General features: G+C 41.5%; 14 protein-coding genes. 6 read left to right on the forward strand and 8 right to left on the reverse strand.

Going from position 1 to position 16657, the window contains the following annotated elements; all coding sequences use genetic code 11:
• The first annotated feature begins 81 nt into the window (after positions 1–81).
• Entirely contained in the window at positions 82–978 is an 897-nt protein-coding gene (locus WA352_RS02405) for a LysR substrate-binding domain-containing protein (protein ID WP_336141114.1), read from the forward strand.
• 77 nt (positions 979–1055) lie between these two features.
• Here WA352_RS02405 and WA352_RS02410 read toward each other — a convergent pair whose 3' ends face one another.
• The 3 genes from WA352_RS02410 to WA352_RS02420 all read right to left on the reverse strand — a co-directional run bounded on the left by WA352_RS02410 (position 1056) and on the right by WA352_RS02420 (position 5488).
• Complete coding sequence (locus tag WA352_RS02410; protein ID WP_004652441.1) at positions 1056–2837, reverse strand: acyl-CoA dehydrogenase C-terminal domain-containing protein; 1782 nt, start codon at positions 2835–2837, stop codon at positions 1056–1058.
• Positions 2838–2999: 162 nt separating this feature from the next.
• Positions 3000–4802 carry an acyl-CoA dehydrogenase C-terminal domain-containing protein gene (locus tag WA352_RS02415; RefSeq protein ID WP_005193034.1) on the reverse strand — a complete coding sequence of 601 codons (1803 nt, stop codon included), beginning with the start codon at positions 4800–4802 and terminating at the stop codon, positions 3000–3002.
• 311 nt (positions 4803–5113) lie between these two features.
• Entirely contained in the window at positions 5114–5488 is a 375-nt protein-coding gene (locus tag WA352_RS02420; protein WP_336141117.1) for a heavy-metal resistance, read from the reverse strand.
• Positions 5489–5619: 131 nt separating this feature from the next.
• On the opposite strand from WA352_RS02420, the gene baeS reads away from it, so the two are divergent.
• The 4 genes from baeS to WA352_RS02440 all read left to right on the forward strand — a co-directional run bounded on the left by baeS (position 5620) and on the right by WA352_RS02440 (position 10657).
• Complete coding sequence (gene baeS, locus WA352_RS02425; RefSeq protein ID WP_336141119.1) at positions 5620–7293, forward strand: sensor histidine kinase efflux regulator BaeS; 1674 nt, start codon at positions 5620–5622, stop codon at positions 7291–7293.
• A gap of 45 nt (positions 7294–7338) precedes the next feature.
• Positions 7339–8025, forward strand: a complete 687-nt coding sequence (locus WA352_RS02430) for a response regulator (RefSeq protein ID WP_336141121.1) — start codon at positions 7339–7341, stop codon at positions 8023–8025.
• A 164-nt stretch (positions 8026–8189) separates the two neighbouring features.
• Entirely contained in the window at positions 8190–9545 is a 1356-nt protein-coding gene (locus tag WA352_RS02435; protein WP_171550212.1) for a hypothetical protein, read from the forward strand.
• 20 nt (positions 9546–9565) lie between these two features.
• Positions 9566–10657, forward strand: a complete 1092-nt coding sequence (locus WA352_RS02440) for a hypothetical protein (protein WP_442892210.1) — start codon at positions 9566–9568, stop codon at positions 10655–10657.
• Between the two features lie 552 nt (positions 10658–11209).
• Here the strand turns inward: WA352_RS02440 and WA352_RS02445 are convergent.
• The 3 genes from WA352_RS02445 to WA352_RS02455 form a co-directional block, all read right to left on the reverse strand.
• Positions 11210–11791, reverse strand: coding sequence for a L,D-transpeptidase family protein (locus WA352_RS02445; RefSeq protein WP_336141123.1), 582 nt, complete (start codon positions 11789–11791; stop codon positions 11210–11212).
• A gap of 9 nt (positions 11792–11800) precedes the next feature.
• Complete coding sequence (locus WA352_RS02450; protein WP_336141125.1) at positions 11801–13243, reverse strand: protein adenylyltransferase SelO; 1443 nt, start codon at positions 13241–13243, stop codon at positions 11801–11803.
• Positions 13244–13380: 137 nt separating this feature from the next.
• Positions 13381–14550 carry an acyl-CoA desaturase gene (locus WA352_RS02455; protein WP_005208818.1) on the reverse strand — a complete coding sequence of 390 codons (1170 nt, stop codon included), beginning with the start codon at positions 14548–14550 and terminating at the stop codon, positions 13381–13383.
• 211 nt (positions 14551–14761) lie between these two features.
• Between WA352_RS02455 and WA352_RS02460 the strand changes: the two genes are divergently transcribed.
• Positions 14762–15286, forward strand: a complete 525-nt coding sequence (locus tag WA352_RS02460; RefSeq protein ID WP_004802787.1) for an META domain-containing protein — start codon at positions 14762–14764, stop codon at positions 15284–15286.
• Positions 15287–15323: 37 nt separating this feature from the next.
• Here WA352_RS02460 and WA352_RS02465 read toward each other — a convergent pair whose 3' ends face one another.
• Both WA352_RS02465 and WA352_RS02470 read right to left on the reverse strand, forming a co-directional pair.
• Positions 15324–16040 (reverse strand): glycerophosphodiester phosphodiesterase, encoded by a 717-nt coding sequence (locus tag WA352_RS02465; RefSeq protein WP_336141128.1) that lies wholly within the window; start codon positions 16038–16040, stop codon positions 15324–15326.
• Between the two features lie 23 nt (positions 16041–16063).
• A complete protein-coding gene (locus tag WA352_RS02470; protein WP_004652430.1) occupies positions 16064–16651 on the reverse strand; it encodes a cob(I)yrinic acid a,c-diamide adenosyltransferase in 588 nt (195 codons plus the stop codon).
• Positions 16652–16657 lie beyond the last annotated feature (6 nt).

Genomic DNA, 16657 nt, shown 5'->3' on the forward strand with positions numbered 1-16657 from the left:
TAAACTCATATTAAGACGAGAGAAAAGTTTCGAATAGTCAGGTAATATGCAACTTATCGTCTACATATATGGACATTGCTCATGCTGCTTAGACAACATTTAAATGATGTTTTCCTGTTTGTAGTTGCTGTGGAGCATCAGGGCTTTTCCGCTGCTGCCAAACAGCTGAATTTACCCAAGTCCACCATCAGTAAGCGGGTTGCGATTTTAGAAGAGAAATTGGGCCTTACCCTGATCCATCGGAGTTCACGGAGTTTTGTGCTGAGTGAAGCAGGCAAGCTGTTTTATCAACATGCTAAAAATGCAGTGGATGAGTTCCGTTATGCAGAAGAAAACTTATTGATGCAGCAGCAAGAGCCGACGGGTGTAGTTCGCTTGAGTGCTTCTGTGCCTGTTGCGCAATATATTTTGTCAGATTGCTTGCCTGAACTGGCGGAGCGTTATCCCAAACTGTTGCTACAACTTGAAGTGACCGATCGCTATGTTGATGTGATAAGCGAGAACTTTGATATCGTGATCCGCAGTCATTTTAGACCCTTGGCTGATTCTGGGTTGATTCAGCGGGTGTTGACGCATGACAAGATTATTGCCTTTGCTGCACCGACCTATTTAGAGAATGCACAACCGATTCATCATCCAAAGGATTTAGCTCAACATCAAGGTCTGTGGTCAGACTTACATATGAATCCGTGGCATTTTCAACATATGAATGGAGAAAGGCAGATTGTTCGACCGAATCTCCGTTTTATGGCAAATGAATCTGAGGTTTTAAAAGGTACTGTAAAAAGAGGGTTGGGCATTACACTTTTACCAGAAAGCTTTTGTAGTCATGAGCTTGCAAACGGAACTTTAGTGAATGTGTTGCCGGAATGGACAGCGGGTGAGGTGACCACCAGTTTACTGATGCTGACCCGACGTGGTTTATTGCCAAGTGTAAATATGACGGCTGATTTTCTGGTTGAGAAATTAAAAAGGTAAAATGATGACAGCACGGTTAGTTGCTTGAAAGAAAAAAAGCGCCTGAATATTCAGACGCTTTTTTTATGCTTAATCAATTAAGCTTGATTGGTGAAGTAATCTTCGCTGAAGTTCATGATCAAGTCTGAACCTGCTTTGATTTTCGCTAAACGCGCATCTAATTCAGGCAAGATACGGTCTACAAAGTACTGTGCTAATGCAATTTTGTTTTGGTAGAAATCACCAGATTTATCTTTTGCAGCGGCAGCAATTTTTGCAAACATATAGGCGAAGCTGAGTAAGCCTACTGCATGTAAGTAATCAACTGCAGCTGAGTTCGGGAAGTCAACATTTTCAGCTGCTTGCTCGATAATGAACTGCGTGATGGCTTCAATTTCAGTTGCAGCGTCTAAAGTTGCATCTTTAATGAAGTTCAAATCAGTGTCTAGATCATTGGCAAAGTCACGGATTTCGGTGATGTACTCAGCAATGAATGCGCCGCCACATTTAATTGTTTTACGACCAATTAAATCTTGAGACTGAACACCGTTAGTCCCTTCGTAAATTTGAGCAATACGAAGATCACGGATACATTGTTCCATACCCCATTCACGGATATAACCGTGACCACCAAACACCATTTGCGCATCTAAGGTTGCTTGGAAGGCTGTATCAGTGAGGTAAGCTTTTGCGATTGGTGTTAACAATGCAACACGGTTGTTCGCTTGCTTCACAGCTTCTGCATCAGTCGAGAACTTGGTGATATCCAGTTGTTGACCGACATAAACGGCAAATGCACGTGATGCTTCGTTATTGGCACGTACGTTGAGCAACATACGACGCACATCACCGTGAACCAAGATGCTGTCTGCTGGTTTATTTGGTGATTGAACACCTGCTGCGCTACGGCCTTGCAAACGGTCAGTCGCGTATTGTGCTGCATTTTGATATGCAAATTCAGAAGCACCAAGACCTTGGATACCCATCGACAAACGTTCGTAGTTCATCATGACGAACATTGCAGCAAGACCTTCGTTTTCTTTACCCACGAGGTAGCCTTTGGCACCATCAAAGTTCATCACGCAAGTAGCAGATGCCTTGATACCCATTTTGTGTTCGATTGAACCAGGACCAACTGGGTTGCGCTCACCTAAAGAACCATCTTCATTTAACAGGAACTTTGGAACGATGAATAACGAGATACCACGTGAACCCGCAGGAGCATCAGGGGTTTTTGCAAGTACCAAGTGAATGATGTTTTCAGCTAGGTCGTTATCACCACCGGTGATGAAGATTTTAGTACCGGTAATGTTATACGTACCATCTTCATTGCGTTCAGCTTTGGTTTTGATAATACCTAAATCTGTACCTGCATGGGGTTCAGTTAAGCACATCGTACCTGACCATTCGCCAGAGTAGATTTTAGGTAAATAGGTTTCTTTTTGCTCTTGTGATGCATAGCTGTTTAATGCCATACCAGCACCCACAGAAAGCAGTGGGTAGAGCATGAATGAAGGGTTGGTCGCGAATAACATTTCATCAGACAGTACAGTCAGCATTTTTGGCATTGCCTGACCGCCCCATTCTTCATCAGCACCTAAGCCGATCCAACCACCATCAGCGTATTGACGGAATGCTTCTTTGAAACCTGCTGGGGTGAAAACTTCGCCATTTTCCCAACGCGCGCCTTCTTCATCACCCGTACGGTTTAACGGATGCGTCACGTTTTGGGCAAACTTCGCCATTTCTTCTAAAATTGCTTCAGCTGTTGCAGCATCTACATGAGCCAGTTTCTCATTAGACTGCCAAAATTGTTCTGCTTTAAATACATCATTTAAGATGAATTTCATGTCTGCTAAAGGAGCATTGTAAATTGGCATAATCGTTCCCTTCTACGCACCGTTTCATGTGCAAAGTGATCAAATAAAACGAACAAATAAATTGAATCGTATAAATTTAGCATTGATTAAACAAAAAAAGGACGGTCAAAACTGACCAGTCCTTTTTCTGTGATGAACGTTGCATCTCATTCTAAACTATGTTTAGAAAGCGAAGTGTTCCGCATCAAGTTCAAACAATGGCGCAACGCCAGTTGAAAGTACGTCTACATGTGAGCGAACACGTGGCAAGATCTTCTTGAAGTAGAAGCGAGCAGTGGTCACTTTCGCATTGTAGAAGTCAACTTCAGTTGAACCTTCAGCTAATTTCTCTTGAGCAACAAGCGCCATACGTGCCCATAAGTAAGCAAGCGTTACATAGCCAGAGAAGTATAAGTAGTCAACCGCAGCTGCACCCACTTCATCTGGGTTTTGCATTGCACGCATGCCAATTTGCATGGTGATGTCGCCCCATTCTTTGTTGGCAGCAGCCAATGGCGCAATGAACTCTTGCATCGCAGCATTGTCTTTGTTTGCTTCAACAAATTTATGGATGATCTTGGTGAAGTCTTTCAACATTGCACCTTGAGTTTGCAAGACTTTACGACCTAACAAATCAAGTGCTTGAATCTCAGTGGTACCTTCGTATAAGCAAGCAATACGTGTATCACGTACGATTTGCTCCATACCGTGTTCAGAAATGAAGCCGTGACCACCAAAGACTTGTACACCGTGCTTCGCAGATTCAGAACCAGTTTCAGTTAAGAATGCTTTTGCAATTGGCGTTAACAAAGACAAGATATTGTCAGCAAACTTACGCTCTTCTTCAGTTTCGCCTTTTTCAACGATATCTGCATATTGAGCCAATAAGTAAACCAACGCACGACCGCCTTCAGCAAATGATTTTTGCGTTAAAAGCATGTTACGAACAGCTGGGTGAACAATAATTGGATCAGCTTCTTTTTCAGGCGCTTTAGGGCCAGAAAGAGAACGCATTGCCAAACGATCTTTCGCATACGCTAAAGCGCCTTGGAAAGAAGATTCAGATGCAGATAAACCTTGAACCGCTGTACCAATACGTGCTGTGTTCATGAAGGTGAACATGCAGTTTAAGCCACGGTTTTCAGGTCCGATCAAGTAACCTTTTGCTTGGTCAAAGTTAATCACACACGTTGCGTTACCATGGATACCCATTTTGTGTTCGATTGAACCACAACGTACTGCATTACGCTCGCCAACTGAACCATCAGCATTGACGTGGAATTTAGGTACGATGAATAAAGAGATCCCTTTAGTGCCTTTTGGCGCACCTGGTAAACGCGCAAGTACGATATGGATGATGTTCTCAGCCATGTCATGTTCACCAGCAGAGATAAAGATTTTCTCGCCAGAAATTGCGTAACTACCGTCAGCATTTGGTTCTGCTTTAGAACGGATGATACCTAAGTCAGAACCTGCATGAGATTCAGTTAAGCACATGGTACCTGTCCAAACACCTGAAACAAGGTTTGGTAAGTAAGTGTTCTTTTGCTCATCAGAACCGTGATGTTCTAAAGTACGAACTGCACCGTGAGAAAGACCAGGGTACATGCCCCATGACCAGTTTGCAGTACCCACCATTTCAGAGATAGAGATCCCTAAAGAGTTTGGTAATGCTTGACCGCCAAATTCTTCATCAGCAGAAAGAGATGGGAAGCCAAGTTCGATATATTTTTGATACGCTTCTTTAAAGCCTGTAGGTGTTGTTACAACACCGTCATTCCAAGTACAACCTTCACGGTCGCCGACTTGGTTTAAAGGAGAAAGTTCGTTTTCGCAGAAATCAGCCGCTGCTTCTAAATATTGATCAACCAATTCACGGCTTACAGTGTCTTGAAATGCAGGAAGTTTCGCGTAATGTGCTTCAGCATTTAATAATTCGTGCAATACGAACTGCATATCACGTAAGGGTGCTTTGTATTGTGGCATAGCGGGTTCCTCAATACTGGTTAAACCAGAGTTATAATCTTAGTCAATGATAAATGTGCCCAACAGCACCATTTTGTACTGCTAATCGTGCAACAAGTTATAGTTCGGTACAAGCTTTTGCAGGTCATTTCTTAGTGACTGTGAAGTCAAAGTTTATGGTTCAACCTGTTTAAGCGTTTAGATTGTAGGTGCTTTTTGGGCTTTTGAGTGAAACTGCAGCGGTAAAATCGTAAGCAGCTGTGTACTTAAAAATGAATATGCTTTGGCCATAAAAAAAGGCGCTTAAAAAGCGCCGATGAGGAACAGGGAAATTAAGTGGTTGCGTTGGCTTGGCGTTTGAACTGTGATTTATCTGGGGTAAAACGAACTTCACAGGTGCCTTCAATTACACGCTTATTCCATTGAACATTCACGCGTTCTCCAACACGCTTTCCTTGACAGGCTTGCTCAATCTGGGCACGTTGTGCTTGATGTTCTTGGCGCATTTGTTCGCGTTGCTCTAAACGCTGTTCACGTTTGGCTTGCCATTCAGCACGTTGTTCTGGTGTAAGTGGTGCACGTTGCATATTATGGCGGTGATGGTCACGATCCATTGACTGTTCCGCTGGTGTGGTTGACTGACAAGCAGCCAAACCTAAAACAGAACCGAGTAGGGTGGTCATCAATACGATTTTTGTCTTGTTCATTGTTTTATCCAGCATGATCAGTTGTGATTCGATGGTTAAAGATTAGATAATAAAGATGAAGAAACAATGGAGAGTTTTTTTCGACCATGTTGGTTACAATCCACAAATAGAACACTATTGAGAATCTGCTTTTGAATGTTCGCCGCGTGCCCTTAGCCTTACGCCTGTTTTTAACGGTATTACTGACCACCTTGTTGATCGCAACGATTAGCTTGGGGATTTTGCATTGGACCATGCAAAAGAACTTTGCGCGTTATGTGGCCGATGTGGAAATGCAGAAGCTAGACCGTTTGATTGCCAATTTAGGCAACGTCTATACGGTTTATCATGACTGGGGCAATGCAATTCAGGCGCAGATTCTGCAAATTGAAGGCACGGCAGCACCCGATGACTATGATCGCCTGTCTCAGTGGTGGTTGCGCCGTCAGTATGATATTGCCTTACAACAACGTTATTTTAATGACCATACCTTACTTAGCCTGTCTCCAACGCTGGCGCAAAATAATGTCGAGATCAAAAATCGGCAGATATTTAATGATGAAGAATTAAAAATTCTCAAACAGAATTTACCTTCGGAGTATCAACCTTTTGAAGGTTTACGCTTTCCTTTAAGTCCACGTCAATTTCGTTTAAAGACGGATAGTAAACAAGATAAACAGGACAGTAAACTCAATGCTGCACCTGCTGAGCAGGGCAAAAAGCGCTTTGTCTCGATTCCTGATCGTTTAGGTTTGAGCTCACGACTGTCTTTATACGATGAGAATCAGCAGTTTATTGTGGGTGAACCTGCAACGGACCAAATTTCGTTCCGCCCCATTGTCGTTGACGAGAAGGTGGTCGGTTACCTCGGATTAAAGCCCGTACTGGATCAGGATGATGCATCCAGTATCAATTTCTTTAGTAATCAAAAACGATATTTGCTGTTGGTCTATGCTTTAACGGTACTTTCAAGTTTGGTTGCAGCATTGTTGATGGCCACTTATTTTAAAAAACCGATTCAACGTTTATTAAAAGCAACTTTAGAACTGACCGATGGCAATTATCAACATCAAGTTGTGATTAAAAGAAATGATGAACTCGGTGATTTATCCAATCAACTGAATCATTTGGCTGATATTTTACATCAGCATGAAGAATCTCGTCGTCAATGGGTGTCTGATACCTCACATGAATTGAAAACCCCTCTGGCGGTGTTGCAGGCACAGATCGAAGCGATGCAGGACGGGATTCGTAAGGCGACGCCTGAACACCTGAATGCCATGATGCGTCAGGTCAGTACCTTGAAAAAGTTAACCCAAGACTTGGCAGATTTGGCGCAGGCCGATGCACAACAATTGAAATGCTATTTTGCTGAGGTCAATCCGTGGGATGTGGTACTGCAAGAAGTTGAAAATTTTAGATCTACGTTTGAGCAAAACCAGCTTGAAGTGACATTGTCCGGAGCAGGGGCATTCCTATCTTTAGATCGGGATCGTTTTAAACAGATTATCGTTAATTTGTTAGGGAACTGTGTTCGTTACACCGAACAAGGTGGAAAAATACAGATTCACACTCAACAAGATGAGCAACAATGGATAATGTATGTAGATGATAGTCCATTGGGCTTAAATGATGAACAACTGGCACGTTTAGGTGAACGTTTCTATCGTGTCGATGATTCGCGTACACGCAGTACGGGTGGTACAGGTCTAGGTTTGGCCTTGTCGTGTAAGTTGGCACAAGCTTTAGGTGGTTCATTGACTTTCGATCATTCACCATTAGGTGGATTACGTTGTGTCCTGACTTTCCCAAAATCAATTCAATAATTTTTAGATCCTCTTGTGTTGAGGATGATGGATAGGATGAAAACCATGAAACATATTATGTTGGTTGAAGATGAGGTTGAACTCGCACAGTTGGTTCGTGATTATTTAGAAGCTGCTGGTTTTGAAGTCAGTATGTTTCATGATGGTCAGGATGCTTATACCCAGTTTCAGCAACGTAAACCGAGTTTGATGATTTTGGACTTGATGGTGCCACGCATGGATGGCTTGACCATTTGCCGTAAAGTCCGTGAACAGTCTGATCTACCGATTATTATGGTCACCGCGCGTACTGAAGAAATTGACCGCGTTTTAGGTTTGAATATGGGAGCAGATGACTATATCTGTAAGCCATTCAGTCCAAAAGAATTGGTTGCCCGTGTACAAGCAGTATTACGTCGTTTAGAGCGTAAAGCAGAGCCTGAGCAAAACGATTTATTCCGTATTGATAAAGCGCAGCAACGTATTTGGTATCAACAAAAAGCACTGACTTTGACCCCTACTGAGTTCCGTTTATTAGAGTTGTTCTTGGAGCACTTGGGTCAGGTTTATTCTCGTGCGCAATTACTTGATCATATTAACCCGGATAGCTTCGATGTAGCCGATCGTGTAATCGACAGCCATATTAAAAACCTGCGCCGTAAGATTTCAGAGGCGGCGGATACCGGTAATCGTCATGAATGGATTCAGGCGGTGTATGGGATGGGTTATCGCTTTGAATATCCAGATGAGTAAAATATTAAAAGCCCTTTATTTATAAAGGGCTTTTTTTTGTTGAATAAAAAATTGTCATTATAAATATAAATCGCTATTATTCCTCGCAAAGCCTATATATGGGTTTTTAAAATCCTAAATTTAAAACAATTTAGATAATAAGTTTATTATAAAAGGGGTCTCCAATGTTTAAAAAGACATTTTTAGCTTTCGCTTGTTCTACAGTTTTAGTTGCTTGTGGAGGAGGTGGTGGCAGCTCATCAAATAATACGGATAATGGTAATCCAGTCGCACCTGTTTCAGATTTAGATAAAGCAAAACAGCTGATTGATACAACCAATAGCATTGTTGCTTATTTTGATAGTTTTGATAGTTTGCAATCTCAATATCAACCAACCTTTGATGCAGTTAGCGATGCTGGGAAGGATATTGACAATGCAGCAGGGCTGGTGCTCACACTTGCTACCTTAGCCTATAATGATGCTCAAGGATCAAATAAGACCTATAATGCAGCACAATTGCAGACTTTACTCGATAATGATGATTATATTGACTATCAATTAACGGATAGTACATTTGCTGTGACAGTAAATGCATCATCCGTGACAGTTTCAGGTAGTGCAAAAGCAAAATATTGGACAAATACGATTTGGGATTTTAAAACCAATACATTGAAAGATATTTTTGATGAGGGGGCTCAAGTTACGGTTAATGCTGTGAAACTAGAGGCACCTTATACAGCTGTAACGGATAAATATAATTTTAAAATCGTTGCTGGTGGGAAAATCCTAACCAAGAATGATGCAAATAAAAAAGATGCTTCTTTAGAGTTTAAGAGTGATAGCACAGCACAAGCGATTTATAGCACTGCTGCATTATTAGAGAACCGTGGCGATTCACGTCCTGAGACTGCGGAACTTAAATTCTCAAATGTTGTATTGAAAACAACTGATGCAGAAATTGAATTAACCGAGCTGGCAAGCAAAGCTAAAAAAGTTCAATTCAAAGATGGTAATAATGTTGGGACAGAGATCATTCCAACTGAACTTACGTTGAAAGGTAAGGCCATTAGTGGTTCGGAGAGTCTAAATTTAGATGCAAGTATCAAACTAAATAATGATTTAACCAAGACAATTGATATCACAAATGGTGAATCTGCTGCATCATTTATTAATGCAGACCTCGTGGTAAAACTATCAGGCAATGTTAAAGGTGGCGCTAATGCGATCAAGCCATTTAATATTGATTTATCTGCTAAACGCAGTGATTATCAAAAAGGGACTGCAAATATTAAAATCGCAGTTGATAAAAATGCTTTAAATGTGGATGTTAAAACAGAAAATTTAGTTGCTGAAAAACCAGCTGTTTCTGCAAAAATCTCTCATGCAAATGGTGCATTTGTAGATATTGCAAATGTAGATCAGTTTACTTCAGCTGATATTAAAGTTGGCAATACCAAGTATGGAACAATCAATAAGGTTTCAAGAAGCGTTTATTCTGCCACTTTTACTGATAACACCACCAAAGCCATTGCACCATAATGATTAAAGGAGAGGGGTAGATGCTACCCCTTTTTTATATGCTAAGAAAAAGTTTCGTGCCCTCTATTTTATTGATAGCTGGCTCTTGTAATGCCCAAGAGCAATTGTACTATCAAGTACGTGCCGATGTTTATAGTGAACCTTTATCGATTCAATCATTTACAGATGATTGGAGTGATCCAAATTTTAAATCTGGAAAGAATGCTTTTGCCCATGGATTAATGCAACTCGGTGTAAAACAAGGTGCATGGGATCTAAGTTGGATCTGGCGTTATGATTATGTATTAAGATTCAGTAAAGATACGGCTAAACTTTATTATCAAATAAAAAATGAAAAACCAATTGATGCGAATACTCAATATAATTTACAGCTTGAGGCGCAGCATGTGGATACAGTCGGGTCTAGATTTGCCTATACATGGCAGTTGAGTCCGAACTGGAGTTTAACGACGGGTGCAACCGCATTAATTGGGCGGCATTATGTGGATGGTCAAGTCAATGCCTTGGCTCAAACAACGGACCAGATACAACTCATGGATCGAGTCAAATGGTTGAACGGTCAAATTGACTATAGCTATGATCAGCCTGCGTTAAAAGAAGATAAAATGGGATGGAAAGAGCAAGCCAACCAAGGTTATGGTTTTGCTTTAGATGCTTCAATTACAGGGACGATTGCGAATAATTTTAAGATTCATGTCAATATTCAAGATGCACTAGCCTATTTATATTGGCAAGATGCGCCTTATACCCGATATAAAATAAGCTACGATCAGGATATGCGTCCGCGCTTTGATATTCAGGGGAAATTTAATACATATCAGCAATACACGCAGAAGCTACCTTATAAAGTTTATACTGATATGAGCTACCAGTCTGATCAACCATGGAGCGTTGGGCTCAGTTCGATAAGCAATGAATATACGAGCCTTTGGCAAATGAATGCGTATTGGGATACGATTTTGAAGTGGGGAGTACACTATGAACCCCAAACTCATGCCATGGGAATCTCTATTCAGCATGATAACTTCGGTTTGAAATATATCACTGATGATCTGAATACCAATCAAGCCAAGAGGATGGGCGCGCAATTATTTGCTCAATATCAATGGTGATAATGATTGAATAGCCCATCATTTTTGTTTTGATACGAGACTGAGGGGAACGTAGTGTCTTATGAAGGCACTATTTGAAGGAAGGCAAAAGTTTTATCCTGCGACTCCCCCTTGCGCCGCTACAACGCCTTGTACTGCTATAGTCGCCCTTGCACCGCTTCAACGCGGCTCATATCCAAGAAAATGTGGAATAGTTTTCATAAATTAACTCATGGTTTTTCTTTGGATAGAGGTGCTGAAAGAGGGAGGAACTTTGTGAGGATAATGGGCGAAGCACTACAAAAAAATTATCCTGTGGATAACCACAGCGTTATCCACAGAAAATGTGGATAGTTTCGCAAAGATTTTGTCGAAATTATCTTCTTGTCTGGTTTTAAGTTGAGCATTCGTTTATTACAAGCCAATCAATATTACATTACTTTACAAAAGGTTGTGAGGATATCAGTGGCGTAATTGAGATTAATTCCAGTTGGTAAACTTATCCCCTGCATAAGCCTTGTGCAGTTTGATCATCGTATTTATCCGCAAAAGTTGTCCTGAATACTAGCCCGTTTATGGATGAATGATAATAGGCGTATGATCTGTAACCAATTGCCATATCTCATCCATATCTGAGTTAGTTACCGCAATACAACCCAGTGTCCAGTCTTTACGTGGCATATAGCTTGCGCTTGTAGGAAATGAGGTTGCACGTGTTGGTACAGTGCCATGAATCATCACATCACCGCCAGCGGATTGACCTTGCTGTTGGGCATAGGCACGATCTACTTTATTCGGATAGGAGATATGCAAAGACTTATAGTAAGCGCTTTGGGGATTGCGCCAATCGATAGAATAAGTCCCTTCAGGAGTTTTACCATCACCTTCAAACTGTTTATGTCCGATTGGATCAAAGCCTAAACGGATTGGATAGCTGCGAATGATTTCCTGCTGGTGCTTCAATTGTAGAATGCGCTGGCTTTTAAACACTTCAATTGAAGAGATGGGTTTGGTCAGCTTGAGTTGCTGTATTTCTTCGGCTGATAGAGGCTGATGTGTCGATCCTAATGTTGGGATGAACTTACCATACTGGAAATAAGCCAGTCCCAATAACAGGATTAAAATCGCAGATCCGATCATCAGCCCAATTTTCATAGATTTCTTCTAAGATGAACAACTGACAGAAATTTCAGGTACATCGCTTGGTAACGGTCCAGTATCCTGTTCAGTTTCTAAATCAACTTGTTTTTGATAGGGTTGATTCAATAACTTAAATAAACGGTCAACCTCGCTAAAATCACCACGCTCCGCAAGCTCAATGGCTTTCTGCGCCATATGATTACGCAGGATATACTGTGGATTGACCTGCTGCATGATCTCATCCAAGGCATCAGTATCTTGATGTTGTCGGATATTTTGATAGCGTGTTAGGAAGTCATCAAACTGTTGTATATGGATACAATCATCTCTTAAGGCTTTGTAATCCTGTTGCTGCAAACGAAGAAAACTTTGCGTGTAATCTAGCTGCTCTGTTTGCAAAATACCAAGAAAGGCAAAACTACAATCTAGACTGTCTTTATGAAATTCTGGCAGCCCCATTTTTTGGCATAAGCCTCGACCATAATGTTGTAAGAAGGTCGGCTCAAACTTTTCTAAACATGTTGCTAGATCGAGTTTGAACTGTTCTTTATTTTCTGCGCTCGCCAACGGAATTAAATTATTCAGCCACGTCCAAAGATTCCAATGACCAATACTCGGTTGGTTTTGATAGGTATAACGACCTTGGTAATCGGAATGGTTGTTAATCCAATTCGGACGGAAACGCTCCATAAAACCGTATGGGCCAAAGTCGAGTGTCGAACCGGTAATATTTAAATTGTCGGTATTCATCACCCCATGTGCAAAGCCAACCAATTGCCATTTAGCAATCATGATCGCGGTTCTCTCAATCACGGCTTCTGCGAAAGACAGAATTGGATTTTCAGCTTTCAGGCACTCTGGATAATGCCATTCAATACATTTCTGAGTGAATTCAGCCAAAAGTTCAGGTGCATATTGATTGATCCACTCAAAATGCCCCAAACGAATATGACATTCGGAGGTACGTAATAGCATCGCACCCAGCTCTAGGGTTTCACGCTGTACGCCTTGAGTTGAGCTGGTAAAACCAATAGCATGACTCGATGCAACACCAAGGGCATTCAATGCATGGCCCGCTAAATATTCACGAATCACTGAACGTAGGACTGCACGTCCATCGCCCATACGCGAGTAGGGGGTAGAACCTGCACCTTTCAGATGTAGATCAATGGTTTCGCCATGTTTATTCAGGATTTGTCCGATCAGCAATCCTCGACCATCTCCTAACTGACCAGCCCATTGTCCAAACTGATGGCCTGCATAAACCATAGCAAGTGGGGGAAATTCAGCAAAGGTTTTTTGTCCGCTACAAATTTCAACCCAGTTGGCTTTATCTTCTTCGCTCCATTGCAATTCATCTGCTAAAGCTTCATTGAAATGACCTGCTTTGGCACCATGCAATGGACTTGGCTGCTGCTGGTGATAGAGCTTAGGATTGAGGGAAGCATAGCGGGGATTGAATTGCATAAACGAAACATCGGAGAGAGCTGAATCCTGACTATAGCAAATATCAGTGTGAAATGGTGAATCGTCGGGAGAAAGGAATGGTAGATGAACAGGCATAAAAAATGGCCTCTATTGAGACCATTTTCGTTATCGATCATTTATTCAGAAACTGGTGCTTTTTTGATATTACGCATTAAGGTTTCTAAACATTCACGATGGTGACTTAAGCGATGTTCAAGTAATTGGAAATCAACTTTCAGTTTGTGATCCATCTGATGGATTTTCTCAGCCATCGCTGCTTTCTTCGCTTGAAGTTCTTGTTCTTTCAGCTTAGCCCAATCATTTAAAGTATGGGTGAAAGCTTCATATTCTTGTGCGATACGTTGTTTCATTTGCACGATGTCAGTGTTGACATCATGACCATAAATCGCCAAGTCACGTTCCGCATATTTGAACCGCATCGCAAGCTCTGCTTTTTTGATATTAAAGCTAGGAATACGACGTAAGTTTTTTGCTAAACCAAGTTTAGAGCTAGTCCAAATTAACCATTTGGTTGGGTCATATTGCCACCATTTCACACCATTACGGTAATCGTATTGGAAAATGTGGTGATAGTTATGGTAGCCCTCACCCCAAGTGAAAATGGCTAACACGAAGTTGTCACGCGCCGTATTTTCATCTGTATAAGGACGTTTGCCCCACATATGACATAGTGAGTTGATAAAGAAGGTGACATGATGGCTGATGATCAAACGTAATAAACCACCGAGTAAAATTACACCCCAGATATCGCCTGTTGCCCAACCAATTAAGCCTAATACACCAACGTGAACTGCAATCACCATTGGCACATAGTAGTTGTGTTGGAACATCACTAATTTGTCATTCATCAAATCAGGAGCATTTTTAAAATCTGGTTTAGATGGAGAATGATCGCGAATCATCCAACCTAGATGGGCATACCAAAAGCCACGTTTGATTGAATACGGGTCTTCATCAACATCATCGACATGGCGGTGATGGGTACGGTGACCTGAAGCCCAGAATAAAATACTGTTTTGAACAGCAAAGGTGCCGCCAATCATGAGTAAGATTTTAAGCGGTAATGCTGCCTCATAAGCACGATGTGCCCATAGACGGTGATAACCTGCTGTAATTCCTAGGCTACTGAGTGCCAATAGGAAAATCATACTCACCCATGCACTTACACTAAAATCATAATAATAGGCGTACAAAGGAATTAATATAGCAGCAAGAATTGGTGTTCCAATTAAGGTAATGCTAGCAGTCCAGTTAATGGGTGCTTTTTTGAGTGGGGCGGAAGTCATATCCGTCAGCGCTCCTAAAAACCTTGTTTGCACAAGATAATAAAACTAAACGAGATAGCAAAACCAATCATGACGATATATTGCTATTTTATCACTGATATTAGCATGTCCAAATCAATTAGCACTAGCATTATTCTACAGTTGTATCGAAAGAACAGTAACAGAATTCATTTGTAAAATTAATCAATGAATTAAAAGGTGAAATAAATCAATGTCTGAGCAAATTACCATGAAAAATCCCATTTTTTCTTTGAAGGCATTTTTTAACAAAACTTTAATATTCTCGGCTGCAGTCATGCTTGCGGCTTGCCAAAGTCAACCCAAACCTGTGCCCAAAAGCACCCTGCAACCTAAGCGAGTTGTTCAGCCACCAGCAATGCAAGTACGCAAAAGTGTAGATGGGGTTCAGGATGTGGAATGGCAGATTACAACGATTCAGGGCAAGCGAGCATTGTTCTTTAATCAGTATCCAAGCTTCTTGCTTAACTCTGTCTCAAAAATGGTGACAGGGCATACAGGATGCAACAATATTTATGGTCGCTATAAATATGATTTCACCCAACGCATACTGGATTTTGATGTGATGGCACAACATCAGAGTTGTAATCGTGCTCTAGCACAAGAGGCCGACTTGATGGATGCAATTCAGCGGGTTGAACGCTTCCAGTTGGATGGGGCAAACTTATATTTATTAGATGCTAAAGGGCAACGTCTTATTCAGGCGCAACGTAAATAATAAAATAAAAAAAGGTGGAATTTATTCCGCCTTTTGCTTACGTCAAATGCTGTAACATCGTGGTGGGTACATCGGTAATCAAACCTTGAATGCCCAATTGCTGAAGATGTTTGGCACGTTCAACTTCATTCACTGTCCAGACACTAATCTCAAGATTGGCCTGTTGGGTACGTTGAATAATCTCATCTGTTGCCAAGGCATCTCCCCAGCCAATTTGACCGCAGCCATATTGCTGTGCCAGTTCGATTGCATATTCCCCAATGGGAATTTCCACCAACAACCCGCGTTTAAAATGGCTCTGATGTTGCTGTAATGCTGCCAAGATTTTGACATCAAAACTGGTAATGGTCGCGGTTGCTTCAAAACCTTTTAAATCTTGATGCAGTTGAGAGACCAAACGCTCAGCTGCAGCTTCATCTGCAACAGCTTTAATTTCAACTTCGATATGCTCAAAATCAGCTAAACAATCTAAAACATGTAACAGGCTCGGAGTGTATTCTTCAAATGCCCATGCTTGCCATTGATGGCGGTGATCGAATTGTTGGGCTTCTACTAAGCTACAGTTTTCTACCTGTTGTGAACGACCTGCAGTACGGACAAAATCATCATCATGAATCACCACCAAGTGGTCATCTTTCAGTTGACGTACATCAAATTCAACGGCACGTATACCTAAATCATGCAGATAGCGAAAGCCGCCTAAGGTATTTTCAGGGGCTTCACCACGTGCACCACGATGACCAATAATTCGCATTTGTTTCTGCCTTTATTGAAAAATTATGCTTGATCGATACTGTCATTAATATTCTTTTGCCACAGCACTTCGTTACCGCCTTCGGCACGTTGTAAGGCACGCGAAGCAACAAATAACCAGTCTGATAAGCGATTCAGTAATTGTAATGCGGTTGCCTGAATATTTTGGTCACGATGATGTACTGATAATAGCGCACGTTCTGCACGACGGCACACTGCGCGAGCTTGATGTGCATAACTACAAGCTAAAGTGCCTGATGGCAAAATAAAATCTTTTAACATCGGTAAAGATTCATTCATGTGATCGATTTCTTTTTCGAGAAACTCGATGCATACAGGTTGTAGTAAGTGATAGTTCGGGATACAGACTTCGCCACCTAAATCGAATAACCAATGCTGAATTAGACTTAAGCTTTTATCCCAATGGGCTTTATTTTCAACTGTACTAGCACTGATTTGTGCGCGGAGCACACCAATGGTTGCATTGAGTTCATCGACATCACCCAAAGCTGCGATGCGTAAATCATCTTTGGCAACACGTGAGCCATCTCCCAGACCTGTTGTGCCTGAGTCACCTGTACGTGTATAGATTTTACTTAAACGATGTCCCATAGTTCT

It is taken from the genome of Acinetobacter sp. 102, assembly GCF_037028485.1.
Classification (GTDB): domain Bacteria; phylum Pseudomonadota; class Gammaproteobacteria; order Pseudomonadales; family Moraxellaceae; genus Acinetobacter; species Acinetobacter higginsii.

Coding starts and splice junctions, on each gene's coding strand:
- WA352_RS02435 (WP_171550212.1), top strand. CDS start 8,190: ATGTTTAAAAAGACATTTTTAGCTTTCGCTTGTTCTACAGTTTTAGTT.
- WA352_RS02450 (WP_336141125.1), bottom strand. CDS start 13,243: ATGCAATTCAATCCCCGCTATGCTTCCCTCAATCCTAAGCTCTATCAC.
- WA352_RS02410 (WP_004652441.1), bottom strand. CDS start 2,837: ATGCCAATTTACAATGCTCCTTTAGCAGACATGAAATTCATCTTAAAT.
- WA352_RS02420 (WP_336141117.1), bottom strand. CDS start 5,488: ATGAACAAGACAAAAATCGTATTGATGACCACCCTACTCGGTTCTGTT.
- WA352_RS02415 (WP_005193034.1), bottom strand. CDS start 4,802: ATGCCACAATACAAAGCACCCTTACGTGATATGCAGTTCGTATTGCAC.
- WA352_RS02445 (WP_336141123.1), bottom strand. CDS start 11,791: ATGAAAATTGGGCTGATGATCGGATCTGCGATTTTAATCCTGTTATTG.
- WA352_RS02440 (WP_442892210.1), top strand. CDS start 9,566: ATGCTACCCCTTTTTTATATGCTAAGAAAAAGTTTCGTGCCCTCTATT.
- WA352_RS02455 (WP_005208818.1), bottom strand. CDS start 14,550: ATGACTTCCGCCCCACTCAAAAAAGCACCCATTAACTGGACTGCTAGC.
- WA352_RS02470 (WP_004652430.1), bottom strand. CDS start 16,651: ATGGGACATCGTTTAAGTAAAATCTATACACGTACAGGTGACTCAGGC.
- WA352_RS02430 (WP_336141121.1), top strand. CDS start 7,339: ATGAAACATATTATGTTGGTTGAAGATGAGGTTGAACTCGCACAGTTG.
- WA352_RS02460 (WP_004802787.1), top strand. CDS start 14,762: ATGTCTGAGCAAATTACCATGAAAAATCCCATTTTTTCTTTGAAGGCA.
- WA352_RS02465 (WP_336141128.1), bottom strand. CDS start 16,040: ATGCGAATTATTGGTCATCGTGGTGCACGTGGTGAAGCCCCTGAAAAT.
- WA352_RS02405 (WP_336141114.1), top strand. CDS start 82: ATGCTGCTTAGACAACATTTAAATGATGTTTTCCTGTTTGTAGTTGCT.